Source organism: Arthrobacter sp. 10N43, from assembly GCF_056394525.1.
This window is the reverse complement of record NZ_JBFTIA010000006.1, coordinates 77192-100895: the sequence shown is the minus strand read 5'-3', so window position 1 is coordinate 100895 and position 23704 is coordinate 77192. Positions and strand designations below refer to the sequence as shown.

Genomic DNA, 23704 nt, shown 5'->3' with positions numbered 1-23704 from the left:
GGGACTGACGACTGAAAGGGCGCCGATGCGAATTCAGGCCGACCGCACCGTCTGCATCGCCTCGGGCAACTGCGTACTGCGATGCCCTGAAGTCTTCGACCAGAATCAGGACGCGTTGGTCACGCTGCTCACGGACACGCCCCCGGCGGCCCAGGGGGAACGGGTGCGCGACGCCGTCGCCGGCTGCCCGTCCGGGGCGCTGAGCCTCGTCGAGGACTGAGCCGGCCGGCATCCGCCCGGACTGGTTCAGTTCGGCCAGGGTGCCGGGGTGCGGTCGGCGAGTCGCTCCCCAGAGGGTCGCCCCGGGGGTCCAGCCGATCTCGGTTCCCAAGGTATTGGGCGCCACCGGTCCGCATGAAGTGGCGGTCCGGGATCCTGTCCAGGATCTTCGGGGCCGTGGGTGCGACGATCATGGACCCCGCCCCGAAGCAGGCAAGGGCGATGGCGACGTCGGGGTTGGAGCCGCCGAACATGTCCGGCGCGTAGACCACGGTGTTCACCAGCACCAGGACCGTCGCCGCTGCGACGGCGAGGTTCAGGGCCATCAGACCTCTCATCTCCAGGATTCGGGCAAACACCCCGGGGACTGACGTTTGCGAAATCATCCCGGTCGGAGGGTGCGGAGATGCTCCAAGGGTGCCTGGGGCAATCCCGATCGATTTCAATGCATCGTGATCCCGAAGATCAACGATTCGGTCGGCCTCCACGTCGAACTGCAAGACTTCGAGCCCGGGGGTGCGTTCATTGGAGTGAGCGATCGTTGCGGCTGCGACACCGTCACGCGAGGAGCTCAGGTACAGCGTTGGGACGTCCGGGGGTGAATACCGGGCCGCCGACCGGGACCCCTCAAGTGCAGCGTCCCGGTAGGCAGGATCAACGGCACGAAAGAACGTACCTGTCACTGTTCGCATCACTGCATCGTCCAGCGTCACGACTGGTTCGGTGCGTTGCATAACTGTGGCTTCCTTACCCCTGCGGCTCAACGCCTCCGGTCATTTGCTCAGTCGCTGGCGTTTCCTCGATATGCCTGTTGGTCAGCGAACATGCAGGAGGCGCACGGCTTAGTCCCACGAAGCTCCCAGCTTTCGGGATTAACGTGATTAAGCCCGCGGGGTCCAACTCCGCGCAGAACCATGGCCGAGAAATCTACGACGTAGTAGCCGTGGATGGCTCCTGAGGCACCTTCGTTGCTCCAACACGTGAGAATGTCTCGACATGCTCACTTTAGAGTTCAGTGTCGCAGGTCGAACGCGTGCCACTTGATGAAGGGGAACCCCTCCTTCGATAATTCAACTTTCAACTAAATTGGTTTGACATGCTGTCAGCTGCCCGGGGCAGGGGCACCTCTGAAGGCCCATTAACAATCGCCGCACAAGAAAGCCAGATCCACATGAAAACAACCATTGAGCTCCCGACGACCGTCACCGCAACCGACCGTGCAAGCATGGAACGCCAGCTCGACGAAGCCGTGGACGCCGCCTTGACACAGGCATTGCACGAAGGGCGCCAGGGAATCCTGGTCACCCAACATGACCCCGTTTCCTTCACGGTCGATCTCAGCGATGCCGTCCCGTTCGGACTGACCCGCGAACATCGGGACTGGTAGACCACCCCTAACCGGGCTGGAACCGGAAACGCCGGCAGCTGACTGAACCGTCCGCGCACCAATGCGCACCGCATCCGGCCGTTGGGATCCAGAGCAAATCTGCGCACCGCCCAGGCAGACCGCGGACAGCTGTCCATTGTCCCCGACGTGGCGGGCAATGCGGATGACCAGGTGCCACCGTGGGACGGCCACCCTGGCTCGAGCGGGAGGCGAATTACGCGCTTTGAAGCAGCTCTTACCGGCTAATTCCGGAACGCCGATAATGGACCTTGTGTCCGCCGTCTAGTTGAGTGCAAGGCGGTCCGGCTCTTGGTGACTTGTCCCAGTCGTTCGGTGGTCGCGGAGCCCGTTGGGGCCGAAGAGGCCAAAAAGGCGGTGTGTACAAAGTACACACTTTGGCCTTCGGATCGGGTCGTACTGGGGCCGGACCGGGCCGGATTCCGCATGTTTCCGCGGGAGCCCAGTGTTTGCGGGGGAGGGAATGCAGTTCGAGTCCCACCTCGGGCACGTGTTTTCCCTGTTCAGGGGCTTGTTAGCCTCTGAGTGTGCACAAATTCTGTTGTGTGGGCCCTTCGGGGGCTTTTTTATTGGTGGCCGCTGCTGTGGCCGGGTGCCTCCTTCCATACCTGGAGCGACGGTTTGTCGTTCCCTACCTGTTCATGGACGTCCTTGGCGTGGGCAAAATGACCTGAGAGGAACCGGGTGTGGGTTTCTTTTGTGCGTCGTTGCTTGCTCACCGGGGTTCTCCTTCTCTACTCGTGGTGTCTGTCCTGCATGTTCATGGTGGGCATGGGGGAGGGCGACATGACTTGTGTCCAATCTCCAGGGAATGGGTGCCGCCTGACACGCACAACCGCTCTGGCGCGGGTAGCATGCCCGCCGGGGAGTCAACATGGCCGTACGTGCAGTTCACGAAGCTCACCGCCTTTCGTCTCTGGTCCGAGGGTTTTCCCTCGATGCCTGCTCATGGTGACCTGCGGCGTCTACTACATGAGGGAATGAAGAGACGCCGAAGCACCTGCTGATCGACAGGGACCCTCTCGTCAAGCTACCCGGCGTCGTCGGAGAGGACCCGTTCGACGATGACGCCGCGGGCAGCTAACTAGGGCAGGGCCCGTCTGAGCACCCCACCTCACCCTTCGCGGCGTAGCGCGCCGCCCAACGTTTGGCCGTCGGCTAGGAGCAGTTGAACTGTTCCGCAGCCCTGGAAACCGGCCAGCCGTCTTCTATGGTGAGCCGCGCAACGCGCAACGCGCAAACGTTGGCATGAAGTCAAAGCGGCATCAGCGCAGGACATGAGGACCTCCTGATCGCGCTGTCCTTACTGTCATGCATCGAAACCCCATATTGAGGAATGTGCCAAGAACATCCACAACAACAGGGCCATGTGCTTCAGCGACGCGAACTTTTATCTAGGACCAGGCGCAGCCCTCTCACTGCTGCCGGACGTGCGCCTACTCGGTGGCAGAAATTTCCAGGATTCTCAGCGCGATGCGCAAGGCAAATTTGGTGTCAGGGTTTTCGAGCGGTGCATCCAGTAGTTCCTCGATTTTTTCGATTCTCTTGACCACCGTGTTTCGATGGACTGCAAGGGCGCGCGACGTTTCCGCGAGGTTAGATTCGCTTTGAAGGTACGTGTTCAGCGTTTTCCTCAGATGGTCGGCGTCTGGTTCGGAGAGTCGTTTTAGAAACTTCGTGGCTTGGCGAACCAGTGCGGGATCATGGAGCGTAGTGCGGATCAACTGGGTGGCGGCGGATTCCTGGGCGTCCACAATCTGCCGGCGGCCTTTGCTAGAGCTTGCTCGTCGAGCGAAGTCTTCAGCCTCGGCGATGCTTCTTGCGAAGCCTTCCGGTCCAAGTCGTGGCCTGGCGACGCCAAAAACGATTCCTGTTTCTGGCGGTGGTCGTAGGGAATCCAGAGCGGCGACGAAATCCCGGTAGTCTGCCCGCGTTGGTTGGTCCTGCCGCGTTTCCCAGATAAGCCAATGATCAATGTATTCGGACGAGTCCACTGTGTAGTCATACCGGCTCAAAGCGGCTGGAAGCATTCGTCCGATGTCGTGGGCCAGGGATTTCCGTGGGGCACGAACGCTTATGAGGGTGTGCCATCCGTTTAAGTTCCAGCCGACGCTGAGAGCTTGAGAGATGACGTGATCCGGAATTGCCCCGCCAGCGACAGCGAGTTGTGAAACGATCGCTGATCTTGCGGATTGAAACTGCTCGCTCGCGAAGCGTTGACGGCTGAGCCACCTGAGCAGCGAAAGGGCCCCTAATTCCATGAGTTCTTGTGCCGCCTCCAGCTCGAACGGCGGGGCGTCGGGCTGGAATTCCGCGAGTATCCAAAGCGCTGGATCGTCGTCCTCCATGAGCGGGGGCAACGGAACCGATATGAGGTTTGGGGTTTGGCTGGGGTCAAACAAGGGCGACGCCGCGATGTTGCCGAATGCGAGCGGTCGGTCCACTGCGCCTGCGAGCGGCAGGCCGAGCGAATTGATCACTGCTATCCGCGCGTTGACATACTTTCCGAGTTCAGAAACGACGCCCTCGGGGCTTGGCTCCATCTGGTGGATGGCGTGGGTGAAGGCCGTCATATTGATGGACCGTGTCCAGAGATCCGATCCCATGAACCTGCTGAGGGATGCGGCCACGGCCACAGTCGCTTGGGGCTGGTGGAGCGCAACCACGTTCATTCTCAGTTTTCGCGCAAGTTCCAGGGTAGAAAGGCCGAACTCCGAGAGTGGTTGGAAGTCCTGAGGCGTGGTTGGTATCAGGATCACTACGCCCACGCCCTTTCGCTTCAGCTGTGGAAGCAGAATTTCCAGGGCATAGGAGGGAATCCAAGAGGATATCCAGATGCCTTCGAGATTGCTGATCTGCACCTCGTCTGGTGGATCAAGATAGGCAGTGGTGGCGGCGCCGCTGGCGCTGATCTCGTTAGTGCAGATGAACGTAAAGCTCGAAACGGGGTGTTCCAAGATCACGGAGCTGTTCAGCAGCATCGGACACCGCAGCAGTTCACGAAGGGTCAGCCGGGCTGTCACAGTGAGTCTTCCAGGGAAGGGATTGTGTACCCGTAGCCGGAAATGTCGACCAAGGCCTGCGCAGCAGATTCGCTCCATTCGCCCGGGGCCTCAAAGACAACGACGTCTACCCCGTAACCGGGCAGGATACGCTCGCTGAGGAGGGGAATGCCGGTATGGCTGTCCAGGAGGCAGATAATCTGGGGGGCCTTAGCAAGCAGCCGGCCTTCGTCTAGGAGCAGCAGGAATTCGTTTTGTGCCTCGATTCGAAGGTATCTTCCTGCGGCCCGAACAATCATCGTTCCTTTGGCCTGTGCCCCGGCACGGGAATCACGGGGGGCGGGTTCCCAGTGAACTTCCACAACACTCCCTCGGCCCACAAAAAGACATCCCGCAGTGTGGGAACAAAAATGGGATATCGCATCACTCACGGACTGCGTTAGTTTCCTGGACTGCTGGAACTGGCGTCCAAGCTCCAATGCTCGTCGAAGCGTCCGGCTTATGCCGCCTTCCCTCGCCTGTAGCGCATCCATGGGGTACCCCGCGAACGCCACCCACCCGCCAAACCATCCCATGAGAACGCGCAGGGCACGCTCGGCTTCCTCGGCAGTTGATCCTGAAATTTCGACGCACCTCCCTGAAGTGTCGACCAAGGCGCAAGGAGTCATCGAGACACTATGCGCGTTGAAAGTTGTCTGATGCAGTCCTGAGAGTCCTCGCCCCATGCCATCCATGTCGACCAGCGGGATGCCCAGGGCCGCGGCCACAAGGATCGGTGCGTAGGCATTGATCCCAGCCATTTCGAAGGCACAAACAAGGGCTCGCTGCCCTGGAAATTTCTGGGCAACCGCATCAAAGGCTCTTACGTACGGCTCCGATCCGCTGGGCTTTTCGCTGAAGGCCAACGCCGACCCCGCCAGGCCAACGGCCACTACAACATCGCCGGGAAGGATTTTACTTGGCGGAAATACGGTCACGCCGCCGCAATGTTCCAACAGATTCCGCGTCAAAAGAGACATGGCGTGAGTGTCACCGGCCCCTCCCGAGCCCAGCATTCTGGCGCCAAACTCCAACGCTTCGAGGTCCGTGGCCGTTAGAAGCCAAGACATGGGCTGCCTCCTTCGAATGCGCGTGCGTGGGGGACGAATGTGTTAAGTATGCACATGATGAGGGCGTTTAGTAGTCAGAGCAACCATTGATAACGACCGCTACGGGCCGTACCTTCGTTTCATTCCCTCCTATCCTCGAATCTCTTCCCGGGTAGGACCTCATAGCCAAGGAGCACCGATGGCAACAACTACCGATAAGAAACACGCGGGGGAGGACGACTACGCCCTGGAGCGTGTTCCCGAGCACGCCCGCTACAGCTGGTGGTCGGTGGCCGTTCAAAGGTTCGGCCAGATGTCAGCGCTTTCTCAGTTCCTTCTGGGGGCAGCCCTGGGATTTGGAATGGACTTTCCCACCGCCTTGCTCGCTATCTTCCTTGGATCAGTGATCCTGGAGGTGGTTGCCATCATGACGGGAATCCTTGGCCAAAAAGAAGGCCTCTCAACTTCGATTCTCGCTAGATGGACCGGCTTTGGACGCCATGGATCCAGCATCATCGCCCTGTTCATCTCACTTAGCCTCGTCGGATGGTTTGGTGTCCAAAGCGGCGTGGCCGCTGAAGGGCTTGCCAAGCTGGCGCCCGCTATTCCCGCGTGGGCGTGGGCCCTTGTGGTTGGCGGTGCCGTGACGACGATAGTCATTTACGGCTTCAAGAGCATGGCCTGGACCGCTTACATTACGATCCCCGCGTTCCTCCTGCTCGCCGGTTGGTCGATTGTCTCTGAGCTGCAAAGGCACAACCTCGGCGATCTGGTTAACCAGCCGGCTCCGGGACCGGTCCTTAGCCTGGCCGCCGGGACAACACTGGTGGCAGGCGGATTCATTGTCGGCATGGTCATCACCCCCGATATGACGCGTTTCAACCGCAGACCCTCCGATGTCGTCAAGCAGACACTGCTCGGCGTCACCCTGGGGGAATTCATGGTGGCCATCGCCGGTGTTCTCCTTGCCCATGCACTCAAGACCAACGACATCATTGCAATTGTCACCTCCAGCAGCGGGTTCGTCGGCACAATCATCATCGTTGCCGGCACGATTAAGATGAATGACTGGAACTTGTACTCGGCATCCCTGGGCATTGTGAACTTCGTCGAGACAGTATTCAAGAAGCGAGTGAGCCGCACGAGCGTCACCATCTTTATCGGGATCCTGGGCAGCGCACTCGCTGCTGCCGGAATTCTCAACTACTTTGTGGGTTTCCTGATCCTGCTCGGAGTCACGTTTCCCCCCATCGCCGGCATCATGGTCGCCGAATACTACATCGTAAAGAAATGGCGAAGCGTCTTATCCGCATCTGCCCCCGGCCTGCCGGCAACAGAGCCAACGTGGGTCATCGGGACCCTGGTGGTTTGGGCCGCCTCGGTGCTGATCGGAACGTTCCTGCCCTGGGGGGTAGGGTCCCTGAATTCGCTTGGCGCTTCGCTGATTCTCTACGTCATCGCGGGCAAACTCGGCCTGATCAAAGGCACATCCGAAGAGGCGCTCTCACGCCGATCGATTACTGAAGAACGCGCACTGCAGGAGGACTACAAGTGAAGATAGGCATCGATGTCGGCGGGACCAACACGGACGCGGTACTCATTGACGGAAGCGAGGTTCTCGCAGGTGTAAAAAGTCCGACAATGAGTGACGTGGGACAGGGGATTACCGGGTCCCTCCGCCGACTACAGAGTGCGTACTCCTTTGATCCTGCCGACATAGACGCCGTCATGATCGGCACCACCCATTTCATCAATGCACTTGTCGAAGCCGATCGGCTGGCACCGACGGCGGCAATCCGGCTCGGACTTCCTGCAACGGGCGGGCTGCCCCCGTTCGTCGGCTGGCCGGCACGGATTACTGAAGCGCTGCACGCCTTGCCCTACATGTGCCACGGCGGTCATGAGTTCGACGGACGGGAAATCTCTCCGATCGATCCTGACGAGATACGCAGGGCAGCCCAGGACGCCGTAGCCAAAGGGGCACGCAGCTTCGCAATCTCGTCCGTTTTTTCCCCAGTCAACTCGGAGTTTGAACAGAGGGCAGCGGAAATCATAAACGCCGAGTTCCCGGAACTTCCGGTCAGCCTTTCCAACGAAATCGGCAGGGTGGGGCTCCTCGAGAGGGAAAATGCAACAATCATCAATGCCGCCCTCCGTGAGCTTTCAGCAGATGTGTGTTCCTCACTCGATCAATCCCTGGTGGCGCTAAACATCCACGCCCCGCTGTTCCTGAGCCAGAACGACGGTACATTGATGGATGTCGATTTCGCCCGAAAATACCCAGTGGCCACCTTTGCCTCAGGACCGACCAACTCAATGCGCGGCGCCGCCTACCTCTCCGGCCTCAAAGACTGCATAGTGGTGGACGTTGGCGGAACAACGACGGACGTCGGAGTTCTCCAGTCCGGCTTTCCCCGCGAGGCGGCAACAGAAATCGAGGTGGCGGGAATCCGAACCAACTTCCGTATGCCGGATGTGTTGTCCGTCGGCCTCGGCGGCGGCAGCCGCATCAGGTTCGACAACGGTGTGACCGTCGGGCCGGACAGCGTTGGCTACAGGGTCACGGAGGAGGCGCTCGTTTTCGGAGGCAAAACTCTGACGGCGACCGACATCATGGTCGCGGCGGGTGATGCGGAGATCGGTGACCCCGGCCGTGTCAGCCATCTGGATCCTTCCATGGTGAAGGCGGCCAAAGTCGAAATCCACCGAAGGATCGCGGAGACGGTGGACCGGATGCGCACCAGTTCCGACCTAGTCCCGGTGGTCGCAGTTGGCGGCGGTGCGTTCCTAGTACCAGAACAGATGGCCTGCGCCAGTGACGTTGCCCGTCCGGGGCACTCCGGAGTGGCGAATGCCATCGGCGCCGCAATTGCCCAAGTCGGCGGCGAAGTCGACCGTATCTTTGCTATCCCGGCAGGAAAACGCGAAGAAGTGCTCGACCAAGCCAGGGAGGAAGCAATCAGCAAAGCCATAGCTGCCGGAGCCAAAGCCAGCACTGTCCAAATCGTAGAGATCGATGAGCTGCCTCTGGCCTATCTGCCAGGAAACGCGTCCCGGGTACGCGTCAAAGCGGTCGGCGACCTGCCGGCGTCGAAACAGCCCCACACGGGACGCTGACTGCAAGAAGTAGAAGGAAGAACAACATGAGTTTCTATCTGTCACTAGACGACGTCCCTGACCTGGCGCGGGGCGCAGCAATACTGGGTACCGGCGGCGGCGGAGATCCGCTCATCGGCCGCCTCCTCGTCGAGGAATGCCTCAAAAACGGAAAGAAGATCGAAATCCTCGATCCGACCGAACTTGATGACGATGACTTTGTCATTTCCACGGCCATGATGGGCGCTCCGACTGTCGTAGTCGAGAAAGTCCCCGCCGGCACTGAGGCAGTCCGGTCGCTCCGTGCCTTGGAGAAACACCTTGGAAAAACAGCCGATGCAACAATCCCCATGGAGTGCGGCGGACTGAATTCCATGATTCCTCTGGTCGTCGCCGCCGAAGCGGGTATCCCGGTGGTGGACGGCGACGGAATGGGGCGAGCCTTCCCGGAGCTTCAAATGGAAACGTTCGGAGTCTATGGAGTGTCCGGATCACCGCTCGCTGTTTCTGACGAAAACGGGCACACGTGCATCGTCGATACCGGCCAGGACAACCAGAGGATGGAGACTTTCGCCCGCGCGGTCACCATCAAGATGGGGGGCGCGGCATACATCGCCGAGTATCCAATGAGCGGAGCAGACGTCAAGCGTACTGCGATCCGCAACACCGTCACACTGGCCCTCAATATCGGCCGGACTTTGCGTAAGGCCAAGGACAAACATCTTGATCCGCTGGCAGAACTCAGTGCCTTCCTGAAGGACACAATATACGGTCATGGAACCGTGCTCATGCGGGGAAAAATCGTTGACGTTGAGAGGTTCGTTAGGGACGGGTTCACCCAAGGGTTTGCCACTGTGGAGTCGTTTGATGGTGGCGACGAGATGCGGATCCAGTTCCGGAACGAGAACGTCATTGCACACAAGAATGGTGCGGTGGTCGCCATCGTTCCGGACCTTATTACGATAGTTGATGTTGACCTGGGCACACCCATCACTTCCGAGGCCCTGCGGTTCGGACAGCGGGTTGCCGTCTACGGAATCTCTACTCCTGCGATCATGCGGACCCCGGAAGCGCTGCAAGTCTTTGGCCCCCAGGCTTTCGGACTCCATGAGCCATGGGTTGCCCTAGAGGAATTGAGCGCCGCCCGATGACATCGTTTCGGACTCATTCCGCGCTGGCCGACACCCTGATATTTGACGGCCATAACGACTTGCCTTGGGCTCTGCGGCAAAAATTCGATTCCCGCGTCGAGGAGATCGACTTATCGCAGCACCAGCCCCGCCTGCACACAGACATTCCGCGGCTCCGGGAAGGCCGGGTCGGTGCGCAATTCTGGTCGGTCTTCGTCCCGTCCAACATGCTGCCGGCCGACGCCGTCGTGGCGACCCTCGAACAGATCGACTGCGTACACCGGATCGTCTCTAAGAATCCCGAAACCTTCAGTCTGGTGGATTCTGCCGCCGGCGTAAGAACCGCCGTCGCAGAGGGAAAAATTGCCTCGCTGATGGGCATAGAAGGAGGGCATTCCATCGACGCGTCCCTTGGCGTGCTTCGGATGATGAGACGTGTCGGCGTCCGCTACATGACTCTCACACATAACGACAACACGCCCTGGGCGCGCTCGGCGACGGGCGAACAGGTCGACCATGGGCTCACCGACTTCGGCAGACGCGTGGTCGGCGAAATGAACCGTCTCGGTCTAATAGTGGATCTATCTCACGTAGCCGAGCAGACGATGCATGACGCGCTGAATACGAGCGCTGCTCCTGTAATTTTCTCCCATTCATCTTGCCGCAGCGTCACCGACCACGTCAGAAACGTGCCGGATGCCGTGCTCGAGAGATTGCCTGGAAACAACGGTGTGCTCATGCTTACCTTCGTTCCCGCCTTCATCTCAGAGGCCTGCGCGGACTATGAGCGACGTTCTGATGAAGTCCGGCAGAGACTCGGCCTTCGGACAGGGTTCCATGCAGGCCAGGTGGAAGAGGACATCGCGGCCGCCGCAGAACTTGCCCGGTGGACGTCGCAGAACCAGGCTCCGCAGGCCACCATCGCCGACATCGTTAGACACATGGAACATGCACGCGAAGTAGTAGGACCCCGGCATCTCGGCATTGGAGGGGACTTCGATGGCATCGAACACCTGCCCCGCGGAATTTCCGGGGTATCAAGCTACCCGACGGTCATTGAAGCACTAGCCGAACGGGGCTGGTCCCCTGCTGATCTGCGCAGCCTCGCTTTCGGCAATGTCCTCCGGGTGCTGGAGGATACGGAGGCGGCCGCGAATCAAGATCTGATCGGTCCGTCCCGGCAGCATGCAGAAATCGCCCACCAACGCTGATGTCTGCCGCTGGCGTAAGGCGGGCAAAATCAGCGAGGAAGCTGCCCAGGCTATGACGAGGCAACCGCATTGGAGCCTGGGATCGCCCTCCACCGACCCCGCTGCGCGGGCTCTTCCCAGCGGTTGGAGCGCCCCCAGCGGACTGCCGCCATCCCTCAATCGTTCCACAGCCGGCCCATGATGGCTGGCGGACCCGACTAAATCTTCTGTGGACAGTAAAAATACCCAATCGAAGAAGGACAACACATGATTGGCAATCCATTGCGGGATCTGGAACTCACCGACGACGAGACTGTCCGGATGCACAAGTTGTACCGCCATCTGCACGCGAACCCCGAACTGTCCATGCAGGAACATCGGACCGCAAGGCTCATTACCGACCATCTCACTGCCACCGGAGCCGAGACCTTTAGCTGTGGCGGGACGGGCGTCGTCGGCATACTGCGCAACGGCGAGGGACCAGTCGTGGGTTTCCGGGCCGACATCGACGGTCTGCCGATCAAGGAGGAAACAGGACTTGATTACGCCAGTCAGGCCACCGGTGCCCTGGCCGACGGGACTCAGGTTCCGGTAATGCACGGCTGCGGCCATGACACGCACATCACCGCAGCGCTGACTGCGGCGGCCTTGCTCGCGGGTGCCACCGATGCCTGGACCGGGACAGTCGTCTTCCTCTTCCAGCCGGGGGAGGAGACGGCCGCCGGAGCCCAGGCGATGGTCGACGATGGTCTGTGGAACCGGGCTCCCAAACCGGAGATAATCTATGGCCAGCACGTCGTGCCGAGTCTGGCGGGCACGGTAAGCATCAGCCGCGGTACCGCTATGGCCATGGCCGATTCCTGGAAGGTCACCGTGCACGGGCGTCAGGCGCATGGTTCCCAGCCCCAAGAAGCGATCGACCCGATCGTGCTCGGGGCCTACATGTTGGTCCGGCTGCAGACCATCGTTTCGCGTGAGCTGGACCCCAGACAGTCCGCAGTCGTGACAATCGGAACCTTCCACGGGGGCCTGAAGGAAAACATCATTCCCGCCATTGCCGAGTTCACCATTAACGTACGGACCTTCGACCAGAAAGTGCGCGAGGCCGTGCTGGCATCAATCCGCCGAATCATCCGCGCAGAGGCAGAAGCCTCCTCCGCGCCGCCCCCTGAGATTGAGGAGCTGTATTCTTTTCCGCTGTGCTACAACCATCCGGCGGCGGCAGATCAACTTATCCAGGAATTTCGGGTCGTGATCGGAGAGGAAGAGGTCCGCGAGATTCCGCCGATGATGGCCAGTGAAGACTTCGGGACACTCGCAACAGCTATCTCTGTTCCCTCGGTTTACTGGACCTTCGGAGGCTATACGGCCGAGACGCTCACGGCTGACGGGCACATCGCCGGCAACCACTCGCCACATTTCGCCCCCGCCCTGGAACCCACCCTGAGCACTGGCGTCCGGGCTGCAATGACGGCGATCCTGTCCAAACTTGGATGCTGACAGCCCCCGTGCGCCTTTGTTGAAAAGCAGGACCCGGGCCTGCGGTGCAGTTCCCCGCCGATTCGCGACCGCTACTTGCCTGGTGAAGTCGGGACTGTGGAATTAGCGGTGTATCCGGTTCGACATGCCAAGCGTCGTGCCTGGCACGAATGAGCTGGTTATGACGGTGACACTGGATGCCGTGAAGAGTTCGGACACCCTCGTCGCGCTGAGCTTGGCTGCCGACACTCCATATTCCTTAGGCAGAGTCGTCTTGCAGGTCTCCGTTCTTTCGGCGATGAGATGTCTGAACGGAGGTGAAGCGTCATGATTCTTGTTGATTCCGGGCCTGAGACGTGCGCCGGGCGTCGGTGATCGGTGGACGCCGTTCGCCGGGACCCGGCCACGGCACTTGGGGTTGGTGATACGCGGCGGAATGAAGTTGCGCAGCAGGCAAGACTTTCCGGTTCTTAAGGCCGCGGCTCTTATCCGGACGGTGCAGCGAAGTGGTCAATAAAGAGGGTGTGCACAGTGTGCACACCTGGGGCTTCGGATCGGGCCGTACCGGTGCCGGACTGCGCCGGATTGGGGAGGTTCTCGGGGGAAGCGGCGGGTTTCCGGCGTGTGGAGCCCGGTTCGAGTCCCACCTCGGGCACAGCATTCCCCCTCGTCAGAGGGGGTTTTTGCTTTAACGTGTGTACATTGACCCTGCTCGGGTCCCTCTGACGCTTGTTGCGGTCTTTGGCCTGGCCGCCGCGTGGCCTGTTCTGTTGTGTGGGTGGCGGGAGCAGAGCCCCGGCCAATGAGTCCTCCGCCTGCTGGGATCTGCGGTCATCCGGGTACCCTTTCTGACTTGTCCTGGGGGCCGTGATTGGTCTTGTACCTATTCATGCCGCGGGGTTGTGCTGGTGACATGACCGCTGGGATTTCTGGGCGATTTCTCTCCTCGATTCGCTGCTCGGGCGGACCGGGATCGTGACCGCTGTTCCTTGCCCCGGTTGCTGCTTTACCGTCGTGCAACCTCGTCGACGTTGATGTGGGCGGCGTCGGCGGTGAGGCAGGGGAGGACGAGTCCGGCCCACCGTTCGCGGACCGGCTCGGGCTGATCCAGTGGTGCGGAGGAGATGAGGACGTAGATATCGGCGACGGTGAGGTCGGGCCGGATCTGCCCGGCCGCGATTCCCCGGTCGATAAGTGCGGACAGTGCCGTCGCTGCACGTGTCTCGTCGACGTTCGCAGCGGCACCCAACGCCGGCGCTGCCGACTTCGCCGCTTCGTTTATCGCCGAAATGCGGATTACCTCGTGCAGGAAGGCGATGATCACCGCCAGCGGGGATGCGCCTTCGCGGACGCGCTCCAGGGCGGCTTCGGCTTCCGTGGTGATCTGTCCGATGTATTCGGCCAGAACCGCGCCCACCAGGTCGGTCTTCGTCGGGAAGTGACGATACAGAGTTCCGACTGCCACCCCCGCGGTGGCTGCGATGACCTCCATGCCAACGTCAGGGCCCTGGGCGGCGATTTCCGCGCGGGCGGCGTCGAGGATCTTTGCACGGTTGCGTATCGCGTCGGCTCGCATGGGCCGCTGCTGTGTGGTCACGAAAAGTTCTCCTACCAGGACTTGCGCGAAGGTGAATGCGGGTTCATTATTTAAGTGAACCACGATTCATCTTACGTCAGGAGCACCACCATGACCACCAAGACCGCACTTGTCACCGGCGCATCCTCCGGGATCGGGGAGGCGACCGCCAGGAAACTGGCGAGCCTCGGCTTCACCGTCTACGGGGCGGCACGGCGCACCGACCGCCTGAAGAGCCTTGCGGCCGACGGCATCCGCCCGCTGGCGATGGATGTCACCGACGACGAGTCCATGAAGGCAGGCATCGACCAGATCCTCACCGAAACCGGCCGCATCGACGTCCTGGTCAACAACGCTGGATACGGCTCCTACGGTGCGCTCGAGGATGTCGACATCGACGAGGGCCGGCGCCAGTTCGAGGTCAACGTCTTCGGAGCAATGCGGCTGGCGCAGCTGGTGCTGCCGCACATGCGCACGCAGCGTTCGGGCTCGATCGTGAACATCACCTCGATGGGCGGAAAGATCTACACACCGCTGGGCGGCTGGTACCACGGCACGAAGTTCGCGCTCGAGGCACTCAGTGACTGCCTCCGCCTGGAGGTCAAGCCCTTCGGCATCAACGTCGTCGTCATAGAGCCCGGCGGCATTGCGACCGAGTGGGGCGGCATCGCCGCCGACAACCTGGAGGCCACCTCCGGTAACGGCCCCTACGCCCCACACGCGGAGGCCGTCGCGAAGTCGCTGCGCTCAGAGACCAACGGGAACCGCAACTCACCGCCGTCGGTCATCGCCGACGCAATCGGAAAGGCTGTGACCGCCGCAACTCCCAAGACCCGCTACGCCGTCGGATACGGTGCCAAGCCACTGATCACCGCCCGGGGCCTGCTCAGCGACCGCCAGTTCGACGCCCTCATCACCCGCGCCGTCGGACTCCAGCGCACCTAACTGAAGACAGGGGTACGGCGCATGCCGGTCACTGGCTGGCTGAACCTGGCCGAGCGTATTCTGCAGGAAGTGCAAGCTCGGAACGCCCGGGCAGCTGATCGCGGTTAGCCCCAAACACGGTTCTGAACCTATCCACGGCAGCTGGTACAGGGCAGAACGGGAGCTCGCAGGCCCACGGACCACGTAGGGAGATCTGGGGTTTCAGCACGGTCCCGCTGCCCACAACCGGGGACAGTCCTCATGGGTTATCCACCGCTGCGGCTGTTAGGGAGCTGCCCCAATGGCTCCCGATTCCAGCCGTGGATAATCCGAATTGACCCCAGCTGTCGACAGCTGGAGTGTTGGCCTCGGAGTCAGATCCTAGAGCTGCCCGGCCCGCATGGCTGCGATGACCCCGCCATCCATGAGGAGGTCGGAGCCGGTGATGAAGGCACTTTCGGGTCCGAGGAGGAACGCCGCGGTGGTAGCCACTTCGGCGGGGGTGCCCATGCGCCCGGCGGCCGAGGTCCGGATCATGGTGCGGTAGCCTTCGGCGAACGGTCCGGACATCTCATCCTGGGCGAGCGGGGTGGAGATGATGCCGGGGCTCAGGGAGTTGATGCGTGCCCCGCGCTCACCCCAGGTGGTGGCTGCTGCCTGGACGCGCAGGGCGTTGCCGCGCTTGGCGAGGGTGTAGGCGGCGCCGGAGTCGCCCACTTTCTCGGCGGCGAGGAACGGCAGCTCCAGAAGTTCTGCCGTCGGTGTATATGCCAGTGCGTGTTCAATCTCGCGGGGATAGCCGTCGCCCATGTGGCCGGCCATGCTGGAGATGACGATGCCGGAGCCGCCGGCGGCGATGACCCGGCCGAATTCTTCGAGGACGTAGGCGGTGCCGAGAAGGTCGACGTGCATCACCCGGTCGGTGGTTGCCTGGACCGGGGACACCCCGGCGGCGAGCACGACGCGGGTGACGTCGCCCAGGGCTGCTGCGGCGTCGGCCAGGGCCGCGACGGCGTCGTGGTTGGAGATGTCGATCGGGTGGGTGGTGACCTCGTAGCCTTCGCCGCGGAGCTGATCGGCGACGGAGTTCATGGTTTCCTCGCTGTAGTCAGCGAGCAGGACCTTCCGGCCGATGCCGGCGACTCGACCGATCGCTACTCCGATGCTGCCCGAGCCGATGATGACTGCTACTTCTGCTGCCATGGTTGTTTCCTCTTAACTTTCGTTTGGTTTTTGGGTTGTTGTTAGAAGGTTCGTGTCTGGGAGTGGCTGGCTTTCCACATACCGCCGACGCGGACGTAGGTGGTGGTGGACTCCAGCGGCCAGGTCGCGCGGGAGCCGTAGATGGTCGCGTCGATCAGGTTCCGTGTGACGGCGACACCTGAGTCCTTGTCGATGGTGACGGTGGCGGAGAGCTCCTGGATGTCGTGATAGCGCATTTGCCCGGACCGGATCTGAGCCAGCCACTCGGCTTTGGTCTGTTCATACCCGGTGATGTGCACGGCCACGAAGTGGGGGTTGAGCAACTCATCGAGTTCATCGGTGCGTTGTTCCACCAGCAACTGGTTCCGTTTCCGCTCTGCGGTAAGAATGTCGGCTTCGTCGGCGTCCGGGCCTGGCGCCGCATCTGAAAGTGGCATGGTGATCCTTTCCGGCCTCCTCAGTAGTAGGTCGGCTGCCGGGGTGCGTAGTGCTTTTCGAGGGCCGTCACTTCGTCCTCGGTGAGGTCGATGTCGAGGGCACCGGCGGCGTCGGTGAGGTGGTGTTCCTTGGTGGCGCCGACGATGGGTGCGCTGACGACGGGGTTTTTCAGGACCCAGGCCAGGGCGACCTGGGCCATGGAGAGGCCGCGTTTCTCTGCGATTTTCTGGACGGCGTCAACGATGCTCTTGTCGCTGTCGAGGTAGAGCGGGCGGCCGTTGAAGTCCGTGTCGGGGTTGGTGGCGGACCGGTTGGTCCCTTGCTCACCCCAGGGCCGTGCGACGCGGCCGGCGGCCAGGGGGCTCCAGGGGATGCTGCCGACGCCCTGGTGTGCGAGGAGCCCGAACATCTCGCGTTCTTCTTCGCGCATGATGAGGTTGTACTGGTCCTGCATGGACACGAAGCGTGTCCACCCGTTCAGGTCGGCGGCGTGCTGCATCGCGGCGAACTGCCAGGCCCACATGGACGAGGCGCCGAGGTAGCGGACTTTGCCGGCCTTCACCAGGTCGTGCAGGGCTTCCATGGTTTCCTTGACCGGAGTTTCGGGATCGAAACGGTGGATCTGGTAGAGGTCGATGTAGTCGGTGCCGAGCCGGGTCAGGGACGCGTCGACCTGCTCCATGATGGCCTTGCGGGACAGGCCCTTCCCGCCCGGGCCCTCGTGCATTTTGGAGAAGAGTTTGGTGGCGAGGACGATGTCCTCGCGGCGGCTGTACTCGGTGATGGCGTGGCCGACGATCTCCTCGCTGCTGCCGTGCCCGTAGATGTTCGCGGTGTCCCAGAACGTGATCCCAAGATCCAGGGCCTGCCTGAACAGGGGTTCCGCTGCCTTCTGGTCCAGGGCCCAGGGCATCCGTGACGTGTCGCCGAAGCTCATGCAGCCCAGCGCAACGCGGCTGATTTTCAAGCCCGACGTGCCCAATCGTGTGTATTCCATCGAAGTATCTCCCTTAGTTTCCGTGTTGGCTGAAGTGTCTAGTGTGTGAGTGCGGGCGCGGCCGGTGTGACTGCGGTGTTCGGGGCCGAGCCTGTCCGGCCGCCGGAGCGGATGAGAACGAACGCGGCAACCGCGGCAAGGACCATGGCTCCGGCCGCCCACGAGAACGCGGACACATACCCGTGCACGGCGGCCTGATCCATGACGCCTCTTCCTGCCGGCTTCGAGGCCGCCCAAGCCGTGGTCGCGGCGGCTGCGATGGTGCTCATGAGGGCCGTGCCGACGGCGCCGCCGATCTGCTGGGAGGTGTTCACCATGGCTGAGGCGACTCCGGTGTCCAGTGGCTCGACGCCGTTGGTGGCGATCACCATTGAGCACATGAAGGCGGTTCCCAGGCCCAGGCCCATGACGACGCTGGCGGGGAACACCACGGGCCAGTAGGCACTCTCGACGGTGAGCCGGGTCAGCCAGAACATGCCGGCCGCGCCGACCAGGTAGCCGGCACCCATGAGCCAGCGGGCCGGGAGCCTGCCGATCAGCCGGGTCCCGATCTGGGTTGAGCCAAAGATCAGGCAGGCCACGAGGGGAAGGAACGCGACGCCGGTCAGAAGCGGCGAAAAGCCGAGGACGACCTGCATGTAATAGGTCAGGAAGAGGAACTGGGTGAAGTTCCCGGCCATGGCCAGGGCCGCGCTGAGGTAGGCACCTCCCCGGTTCCGGTCCAGGATCACCCGCATCGGCAGCAACGGAGCCGCGGCGCAGGTCTCCACGACGACGAACGCGGCCAGCAGCACGACGGCGGCAACGAATGACGCGACGGTGAGACCGGCGCCCCAGCCGTCGGTCTCGGCCCGGTTGAGTCCGAATACCAGGGCTGCCAGACCGGCAGATGCGAGCAGCGTGCCCGGGACATCGAGCCGTTCGCGGGGAGAATCGTCGCGGGCTTCGCGGATGTAGGTGATTGCACCGAAGATGGCGACCGCGCCGAAGACCGTGTTGACCAGCAGCGTCCACCGCCAGGTCGCGAACTCGGTTAGCACGCCACCGAGGAGCAGACCGATGGCGCCGCCGGCTCCGGCGATGGCGCTGAAAACGCCGAATGCGGTGGCCCGTTCCCTGCCGGTGGGGAAAGTCACCGAGAGCAGCGACATCGCGGCCGGGGCGAGGAGCGCCGCGAACACGCCCTGCAGGACGCGGGCCGCCAGAAGCACCCCGATATTGGGGGCGATGCCGCCGAGGACGGAGGCCAGGCTGAAGCCCACGAGGGCCACGATGAAGGCGCGCCGGCGGCCCCACTGGTCCGAGACCCGCCCTCCAAGAAGGAGCAGCGCCCCGAAAGCGAGGCTGTAGGCGGTGATCACCCAATGGCGGTCCGCGTCGCTGAACGCAAGATCGGTCTGGGCCTGCGGGAGGGCAATGTTCATGATCGAGGCGTCGAAGACCACCATCAGCTGGGCGATCGAGATGAACACCAAGGCTATCCAGCGGCGTCTCCGCGTGGGATCCGCTGCCTTCACGGCAGAGAAGTCAGTCATTCAGGGTTCTCCAAAGAAGTCTTGGTGGCGGGGGAGAGATGAGAAAGCGCTTTTGCGTCCCTCCGTCATCCAGTCAACCGCCATGCCCGAACCCGAGGTAGTGGCTGGTGTTCCATGTAATAGCCGTACCTCCCACCAGCGGCTTGTTCGCGCGTACCGTGGAAAAGGTGAGCAACAACAGTGAAGTGAGCGATTTCCTTAAGTCGCGCCGTGCCCGGATCAGCCCTGAAATGGCAGGGCTGCCCGTGTACGGGGGCCTGCGCCGGGTGCCCGGGCTCCGCCGCGAGGAACTCGCAGCAGTGTCCGGGATGAGCATTGATTACTACAACCGACTCGAGCGCGGAAACCTCACCGGCGTCTCCGACAGCATCCTCGAATCCCTCGCCCGGGCCCTGAAACTCGACGACGCCGAACGCACCTACCTCTTCGACCTCGCCCGCGCATCAAACCTCAAACGGCCCCGGCAGCGCCGGCGCGTGCCGCAGAAGCTCAGCCCCAGTATTCAACATCTTCTCGACGGCATGACCGGCATCCCGGCCTTCGTCCAGAATGGCCGGCTCGATGTCCTCGGCATGAACGCCCTGGCCCGGGCGCTCTACCACCCCAACGGCGACGAGCCGGAGCCGCCCCAGAATTTCGCACGTTTCGTCTTCCTTGATACGGGTTCCCGGGACCAGTTGCCCGAGTGGGGATCAATGGCCCAGGACGTCGTGGCCATCCTCCGGCAGGAAGCCGCCCGCGATCCCCACAACCGCGACCTCTCAGACCTCATCGGAGAGCTCTCCACCAAGAGCGAGGACTTCCGGACCATGTGGGCCGCCCAGAACGTCCGGCTCCACCGCACCGGAGTGAAACCCTTCCGCCACCCCATCGTCGGGGACTTCGAACTGACCTTCCAGGCCATGCAACTCCCGGGCGATGAGGGCCTGACCCTGATCGCCTACAGCGCCGAACCGGGCACCCCGGGCCACGACGCACTCAACCTTCTCGCCACCTGGGCCGCCACAGTCCGCAGCGAGGCCAAACTCAATACCGTTGACCTGCCCGCCGACCACACCGCCGGTTAACCGGCAACTCGAACCGGTACAGGTGCGCGCGCCCGCAAGTAACTTGCGGCACCCGCCCATACGAGCGCCAGAATGACGCAGCGGCTCGATGCAGGCGGCTTCGGACAATAGATGCAGACGATTTCGGAAACTGACCAATGTGTTTGCCCAGAGAAGGCCCCCCAACTGGAGCACTGAACGTCCCCAGTGAGGGACCCCCGCGGTCAGGGATCAGCGGTCGATCGAGACCATATTGGCGTCGTCGTGCCGCGCCCCTGCTGCCGGCTGGAGTGAATTCAGGCGCTCGAGCTGGTCTGCGGTGAGCTCGACGGTATCGGCTGCGGTGTTTTCCTCCACACGGGATACGCGGCGGGTGCCCGGGATCGGGGCGATGTCGTTCCCACGGGTCAGCAGCCAGGCGAGGGCTGTCTGGGCTGGGGTGGCGTCAATCTCCGCGCCGATGCTCTGGACTTCGTCGACGATGCGCAGGTTCCGGACGAAGTTTTCCCCCGTGAAGCGCGGGTTGGTTTTGCGCCAGTCATCATCGGCGAAATCCTCCACCGTCCGGATCTGCCCGGTGAGCAGACCATGCCCGAGCGGCGAGTAGGGGACGAAGCCGATGCCCAGTTCACGCAGCAGCGGCAGGATCTCGTCTTCGACGTCGCGGGTCCACAGGGAGTACTCAGTTTGCAGGGCCGAGACGGGCTGCACGGTGTGTGCCCGGCGGATTGTGTCCGGGGAGGCCTCGGACAGACCGAAATGCAGTACCTTACCCTCGGTGATCAGGTCCGCAACGGCCCCGGCGGTCTCTTCGATGGGCGTGTTCCGGTCAACCCGGTGCTGGTAGTAGAGGTCGATATAGTCGGTGCCCAGTCGCTTCAGGGATCCCTCGACAGCCGTGCGGATGTTCGCTGCGCTGCTGTCCGTGACACCGGCGCCGCCACCGGAATGGGAGACGAGGCCGAACTTGGTGGCGATCTTCACTTCGTCACGGCGTCCCTTGATGGCCTGGCCCACGATTTCCTCGCTCAGGAACGGCCCGTAGATCTCCGCTGTGTCGATGTGGGTGACTCCGAGCTCGAGTGCACGGAGGATCGTGCGGATCGATTCGCTGTTATCCAGGGCGCCCTCGCTGGTGTAGGTGCCGGCCATGGTCATGGCGCCGAGGCCGATGCGGGAGACTTCCAGGTCCCTTAGACGTGCGTTTTTCATGCTGTGTTCTCCTTCGGTAGGGTTCTCAGGCTTGGGACGTGGGCATGGCCCACAGCTCAGCGATGGAGGATCGGCGCGGGCGGGTCACCATGTACGCGATGCTCTCGGCGATATCCTCCGGCTGCAGCTTCTCGGGGATGTTCTCGGCGTCGGAGACGGCGAGGTCGCCTTTGATGGTGTCGCTGTTGTGTGAGATCAGTTCTGTTTCGACTGCGCCGGGCTCGAGTACGCCGACCCGGACGTGCTTCTTCGTGACCTCCTGGCGGAGCGCTTCGGTGAAGCCGTTCACGCCGAACTTCGTCATGTTGTACGCGGCGAAGTTCGCCCAAGCCTGCCGTCCGGCGATCGAGGAGATGTTGACGATGTCCGCGACGCCGCGCAGTTCGTCCTCCGCTGCAGCCAGCAGGTGCGGGAGTGCCGCCTTCGTCATGTAGAGCAGACCGCTCTGGTTGACCGCGATCATCCGTTCCCACTCGTCGACCTCCTGATCGACGACCGGTCCGAGGAGCATGAGCCCGGCGTTGTTGATGAGAATGTCCAGGCGGCCGAATTGGTTTACAACCTCTGCTACGGCCTGTTCAGCCTGGGTTCGGTCGGTGATGTCAGCAGGAACGGCGTAGGCGGTGCCGCCGGCAGCCTCGATCTCGGCCACGAGTGTGTCGAGGCGGTCCTTGCGTCGGGCGACGACGGCGACGGACGCCCCCTGCTCGGCGAGGGCACGGGCGGTGGCGTCACCGATGCCGCTACTGGCCCCGGTTACCAGGGCAACAGTTCCGATGAGTTTTTTTGTCATTGGTTGTTCTCTTTCATAGGGTTTTGGCTGAATTTGGGCAGCCGTCAGCAAAGTCCGTTCAACGGAGACTGTTAGCGGGTTGCCCGAATGCTCGTTAAGTGGTTGCTACTGCGGTGAAGGCGGGGTCTTGTCAGTTATGTCGTTGTTCTGTCTTCCCCGGGCCTGGTTGGAGGGGCTGCGCCTGGGAACGGGCAGTTATGGCCGTTCCCGCTTCTGCGTCCTTGGTGGTGGAAGGCGCCGCCGCCCAGCTGGCGAGGAACGCCAGCGCGCTTGCAGAGGTCGAGCCGGGCTCGGCGGTGAAGGTGAACAGGGTCTGGCCTTCGTCGCCGGGCAGGTGCAGCGTCTCGAACTGCAGGGACAGGGCCCCGGCCACCGGGTGATGGAAGCGCTTGGTTCCCGTGGTGTGGATCCGTACGTCATGCCCGGCCCAGAGCGCGGCGAACAGGCCGCTGCGGGTAGTGAGCTCCCCGATCAGTTCGTTCAATGCCCGGTCGTGCGGGTTCCGGCCAGCTTCCAGGCGCAGCATGGCTACCGTGGTGCCGGCAACCGCGTTCCAGTCCGGGTACAGGTCCCCGGCGCGTGGATCGAGGAAGAGATAGCGTGCCTGGTTCGGCGGCCTGCCCGGAAGGTCGTGGCCGAAGGACACGCCGGAGTTGAACACATCCGCATACAGCGCCCTGCCCAGCAGGTTGGCTGCGAGCACGTCCGAGCGGCCGTTCTGCACCAGCGCGGCTGCCCCGCTCATCCCGTCCAGCAGGCGCAGCACCCCGGGGCGAACCCGCTGCTGGGATGGCTTCCTGGGCGTCCGGCGTGCAGGTGTGTTGGCGGTCCGGGCCAGGTCCATCAGATGGGCCCGCTCGGCCTCATCCAGCTGAAGGGCCGAAGCCACGGCCTCAAGGACCGAGTCGGAGACACCGCGGAGGCTGCCGCGTTCCAGCCGGGTGTAGTAGTCGGTGCTCACGCCGGCAAGCTGCGCCACTTCCTCTCGCCGCAGGCCCGGCACCCGGCGCAGTTCCCCATAGCTGGGGACACCGGCCCGCTCCGGGCTGATCTTCGCGCGGCGCGAGATCAGGAACTCACGGATGTCTTCTCTTCGGTCCACATCCCCCACGCTACGCAACCTGACCCGGCAGTGGCAGTGTCTGTTAGACACCCCCAGTGGCGGCGGACGTCCGACAGGTGGGAACCGTAAAACTGCTTCTGCTACTGGGTTCAGCCGATCGTGTATGTCGACCGTTTTAGGCCGTTGTTGAGGTGCGGCGTGTGATCCTGAAAGCCTTCGATGAAAGGGCCGGCAGTCTCGCAACCCTTGAGGTACGAGACGTCTCAACGGGTAGGCAGTCGCCTGACCTGTACCGTTACGGATTTTCG

At 62.4% G+C, this 23704-nt stretch carries 21 protein-coding genes; 9 read left to right on the top strand and 12 right to left on the bottom strand.

The window, feature by feature from the left end; genetic code table 11:
• Window positions 1-25 precede the first annotated feature (25 nt).
• Window positions 26-220 carry a ferredoxin gene (locus tag AC1DDO_RS14360; protein ID WP_476972127.1) on the top strand — a complete coding sequence of 65 codons (195 nt, stop codon included), beginning with the start codon at window positions 26-28 and terminating at the stop codon, window positions 218-220.
• Here AC1DDO_RS14360 and AC1DDO_RS14355 read toward each other — a convergent pair.
• Window positions 129-911: an RES domain-containing protein gene (locus AC1DDO_RS14355; protein ID WP_476972171.1), complete on the bottom strand. Its 783-nt coding sequence runs from the start codon at window positions 909-911 to the stop codon at window positions 129-131. The two genes, AC1DDO_RS14360 and AC1DDO_RS14355, sit on opposite strands and share 92 nt — an antisense overlap.
• Before the next feature lie 479 nt (window positions 912-1390).
• Between AC1DDO_RS14355 and AC1DDO_RS14350 the strand changes: the two genes are divergently transcribed.
• A complete protein-coding gene (locus tag AC1DDO_RS14350; RefSeq protein ID WP_476972126.1) occupies window positions 1391-1606 on the top strand; it encodes a hypothetical protein in 216 nt (71 codons plus the stop codon).
• A 584-nt stretch (window positions 1607-2190) separates the two neighbouring features.
• On the opposite strand, the gene AC1DDO_RS14345 is transcribed toward AC1DDO_RS14350, so the two are convergent.
• The 3 genes from AC1DDO_RS14345 to AC1DDO_RS14335 all read right to left on the bottom strand — a co-directional run bounded on the left by AC1DDO_RS14345 (window position 2191) and on the right by AC1DDO_RS14335 (window position 5735).
• Window positions 2191-2343: a hypothetical protein gene (locus AC1DDO_RS14345; protein ID WP_476972125.1), complete on the bottom strand. Its 153-nt coding sequence runs from the start codon at window positions 2341-2343 to the stop codon at window positions 2191-2193.
• Window positions 2344-3060: 717 nt separating this feature from the next.
• Window positions 3061-4605, bottom strand: a complete 1545-nt coding sequence (locus AC1DDO_RS14340) for a PucR family transcriptional regulator (RefSeq protein WP_476972124.1) — start codon at window positions 4603-4605, stop codon at window positions 3061-3063.
• Between the two features lie 38 nt (window positions 4606-4643).
• Window positions 4644-5735, bottom strand: a complete 1092-nt coding sequence (locus AC1DDO_RS14335; RefSeq protein ID WP_476972123.1) for a DUF917 domain-containing protein — start codon at window positions 5733-5735, stop codon at window positions 4644-4646.
• Window positions 5736-5913: 178 nt separating this feature from the next.
• On the opposite strand from AC1DDO_RS14335, the gene AC1DDO_RS14330 reads away from it, so the two are divergent.
• The 5 genes from AC1DDO_RS14330 to AC1DDO_RS14310 all read left to right on the top strand — a co-directional run bounded on the left by AC1DDO_RS14330 (window position 5914) and on the right by AC1DDO_RS14310 (window position 12630).
• On the top strand, window positions 5914-7269 hold the full coding sequence (locus AC1DDO_RS14330; RefSeq protein WP_476972122.1) for a purine-cytosine permease family protein: 1356 nt from the start codon (window positions 5914-5916) through the stop codon (window positions 7267-7269).
• Entirely contained in the window at window positions 7266-8831 is a 1566-nt protein-coding gene (locus AC1DDO_RS14325; protein WP_476972121.1) for a hydantoinase/oxoprolinase N-terminal domain-containing protein, read from the top strand. Before AC1DDO_RS14330 ends, AC1DDO_RS14325 begins: the two co-directional genes overlap by 4 nt.
• Before the next feature lie 26 nt (window positions 8832-8857).
• Window positions 8858-9961, top strand: coding sequence for a DUF917 domain-containing protein (locus AC1DDO_RS14320; protein ID WP_476972120.1), 1104 nt, complete (start codon window positions 8858-8860; stop codon window positions 9959-9961).
• A complete protein-coding gene (locus tag AC1DDO_RS14315) occupies window positions 9958-11151 on the top strand; it encodes a dipeptidase (RefSeq protein ID WP_476972119.1) in 1194 nt (397 codons plus the stop codon). The genes AC1DDO_RS14320 and AC1DDO_RS14315 overlap by 4 nt, the downstream gene beginning before the upstream one ends.
• A 246-nt stretch (window positions 11152-11397) precedes the next feature.
• Window positions 11398-12630: an amidohydrolase gene (locus tag AC1DDO_RS14310; RefSeq protein ID WP_476972118.1), complete on the top strand. Its 1233-nt coding sequence runs from the start codon at window positions 11398-11400 to the stop codon at window positions 12628-12630.
• Window positions 12631-13615: 985 nt separating this feature from the next.
• On the opposite strand, the gene AC1DDO_RS14305 is transcribed toward AC1DDO_RS14310, so the two are convergent.
• Window positions 13616-14206 carry a TetR/AcrR family transcriptional regulator gene (locus AC1DDO_RS14305; RefSeq protein ID WP_476972117.1) on the bottom strand — a complete coding sequence of 197 codons (591 nt, stop codon included), beginning with the start codon at window positions 14204-14206 and terminating at the stop codon, window positions 13616-13618.
• Window positions 14207-14296: 90 nt separating this feature from the next.
• Between AC1DDO_RS14305 and AC1DDO_RS14300 the strand changes: the two genes are divergently transcribed.
• On the top strand, window positions 14297-15130 hold the full coding sequence (locus AC1DDO_RS14300; protein ID WP_476972116.1) for an oxidoreductase: 834 nt from the start codon (window positions 14297-14299) through the stop codon (window positions 15128-15130).
• 360 nt (window positions 15131-15490) lie between these two features.
• Here AC1DDO_RS14300 and AC1DDO_RS14295 read toward each other — a convergent pair whose 3' ends face one another.
• Genes AC1DDO_RS14295 through AC1DDO_RS14280 form a run of 4 tightly spaced genes read right to left on the bottom strand, consistent with a single transcriptional unit; the run spans window position 15491 to window position 19282 of the window.
• Window positions 15491-16312, bottom strand: coding sequence for an SDR family oxidoreductase (locus tag AC1DDO_RS14295; protein ID WP_476972115.1), 822 nt, complete (start codon window positions 16310-16312; stop codon window positions 15491-15493).
• A 41-nt stretch (window positions 16313-16353) separates the two neighbouring features.
• The gene (locus tag AC1DDO_RS14290) at window positions 16354-16749 is read right to left on the bottom strand and encodes a nuclear transport factor 2 family protein (RefSeq protein ID WP_476972114.1); all 396 of its coding nucleotides are present in this window, start codon (window positions 16747-16749) and stop codon (window positions 16354-16356) included.
• Window positions 16750-16769: 20 nt separating this feature from the next.
• Complete coding sequence (locus tag AC1DDO_RS14285; protein ID WP_476972113.1) at window positions 16770-17747, bottom strand: aldo/keto reductase; 978 nt, start codon at window positions 17745-17747, stop codon at window positions 16770-16772.
• A 38-nt stretch (window positions 17748-17785) separates the two neighbouring features.
• Complete coding sequence (locus AC1DDO_RS14280; protein ID WP_476972112.1) at window positions 17786-19282, bottom strand: MFS transporter; 1497 nt, start codon at window positions 19280-19282, stop codon at window positions 17786-17788.
• A 167-nt stretch (window positions 19283-19449) separates the two neighbouring features.
• Between AC1DDO_RS14280 and AC1DDO_RS14275 the strand changes: the two genes are divergently transcribed.
• Complete coding sequence (locus tag AC1DDO_RS14275; protein WP_476972111.1) at window positions 19450-20349, top strand: helix-turn-helix transcriptional regulator; 900 nt, start codon at window positions 19450-19452, stop codon at window positions 20347-20349.
• A 210-nt stretch (window positions 20350-20559) separates the two neighbouring features.
• On the opposite strand, the gene AC1DDO_RS14270 is transcribed toward AC1DDO_RS14275, so the two are convergent.
• The 3 genes from AC1DDO_RS14270 to AC1DDO_RS14260 all read right to left on the bottom strand — a co-directional run bounded on the left by AC1DDO_RS14270 (window position 20560) and on the right by AC1DDO_RS14260 (window position 23435).
• A complete protein-coding gene (locus AC1DDO_RS14270; RefSeq protein WP_476972110.1) occupies window positions 20560-21540 on the bottom strand; it encodes an aldo/keto reductase in 981 nt (326 codons plus the stop codon).
• 25 nt (window positions 21541-21565) lie between these two features.
• A complete protein-coding gene (locus AC1DDO_RS14265; protein WP_476972109.1) occupies window positions 21566-22333 on the bottom strand; it encodes an SDR family NAD(P)-dependent oxidoreductase in 768 nt (255 codons plus the stop codon).
• A gap of 130 nt (window positions 22334-22463) precedes the next feature.
• Complete coding sequence (locus tag AC1DDO_RS14260) at window positions 22464-23435, bottom strand: helix-turn-helix transcriptional regulator (protein ID WP_476972108.1); 972 nt, start codon at window positions 23433-23435, stop codon at window positions 22464-22466.
• Window positions 23436-23704: the final 269 nt, after the last annotated feature.